General features: G+C 49.0%; 1 protein-coding gene. It reads left to right on the forward strand.

Annotated elements, in window-relative coordinates; genetic code table 11:
• On the forward strand, positions 1-1,558 hold a 1,558-nt coding region (locus BN3772_RS16975), incomplete at both ends, for a condensation domain-containing protein (RefSeq protein WP_042200931.1).

A 1,558-nucleotide genomic window follows, 5' to 3' on the forward strand; every position in this document is an offset into this window, starting at 1 on the left:
TTCCGGATCTCGCGGCTGACATCCAGTTTAATTATCTGGGGCAAATGGATGCCGAGGCTAAAGACGGTAAGCTAAGCTTCTTTTCCGCAGGAAAAAGCTCAGCAGATGAAAATATCTTGCCGGGAAAAGTGAGCTTTAACGGATATATTTCGGGGGGCCGGCTCAGCCTGAGCTTAGCCTATGACAAAAGCCTGTACTCTGGCGTACGGATGGAAAAGTTCACATCCCTGTACAAACAAAGTCTGCTAGAGATCATTGAGTATTGTCTCCTGCAAAAGGAAACGGTGAAGACCCCTTCGGATTATTCTGTATCTGATTTAACGGGCAAGGATTTAGCCGTTATACAGAACGCTTTCGAGAAAACGTCGCGGATCGAGGATATTTACGCCCTTACCCCGCTGCAGGGAGGGATGCTATTCCACGACATTGCCGATAAGGAATCTACAAATTATATCATCCAGAGCCTATTCTCAATCGGAAGCGATGTTGAAGAAGAATATATTCAGCAGGCCCTGCAGTTACTTGCCCTGCGGCATGATGTATTGCGGACAGCGATTGTGCACGAAAACCTCTCCAAGCCGAGACAGGTACTGCTGCATGACAGGGAAATCGGGTATGAAAGAACGGATCTGTCAGGACTTGAGCAGTCTGAGCAAGCGGAAAGAATCGCAGCGATAGCAAAAGGCCATATCAAACGCGGATTTAACCTGGAGCAAGATCCGCTGCTGCGGGTTCACTACCTTAAAGCTAGCGAGGGCAGTCACAAATTGATTTGGAATTATCACCATATCATCTTGGACGGCTGGTGCCTGTCCTTGCTGTACGGCGATTTCAACAGATTCTATAGGATGTTGAACGAAGGCAGCAGCCGGGATGAGCTGGAACAGCTGGTGAGGGAGGAAAAGAAACAAAATGCTTCCTATGGGGAGTATATCGAATGGCTGGAGAAGCAGGATCAGGAACAAGGGCTGTCCTATTGGGAGAAGCTGCTGAGCGATTATGAGGAAACGGCTGAGATCAAGCCGGTGACGAAGCCCCCGGTGACGGAGCAGCAGGTTCAGCGGGAAGTCGTCAAGGTGTCTGGCGAGACCAGTACAATGCTGTTCCAGGCCGCCGCGGCCCATCAATTAACAGCCAATACTTTGGTAGAGGCTGCATGGGGAATCGTGTTGCAGGCATACAGCGGTACCAGAGACGTTGTATTTGGAAAGATTGTTTCAGGTCGTCAGGCAAATGTGCGAGGCATCGAGAGTATTGTCGGATTGTTTATCAATACCATTCCGACCAGAGTCAAAAGCAGCGAGGACATGACGGCAATGGAGCTGCTTAAGAATCTCCAGAAGCAAGGAACGGAGAGCGACCCTTATTCCTATTGCTCCCTGGCTGAAATTCAGTCTTCAAGCCAGCAGAAGAATCACCTGATCAAAGTACTTTATGTATATGAAAACTACTTTATTGATGAAGAAAAGCTGAAGGCCGGGGAAGGCGGGCTCACGTTTGCACTGGAGTCGTCCAGAGAGCAGACCAACTACGACATCACATTGTGTGCGTATCAAGA

Source organism: Paenibacillus camerounensis (assembly GCF_000723885.1).
GTDB classification, from domain to species: Bacteria; Bacillota; Bacilli; order Paenibacillales; family Paenibacillaceae; genus Paenibacillus_AQ; species Paenibacillus_AQ camerounensis.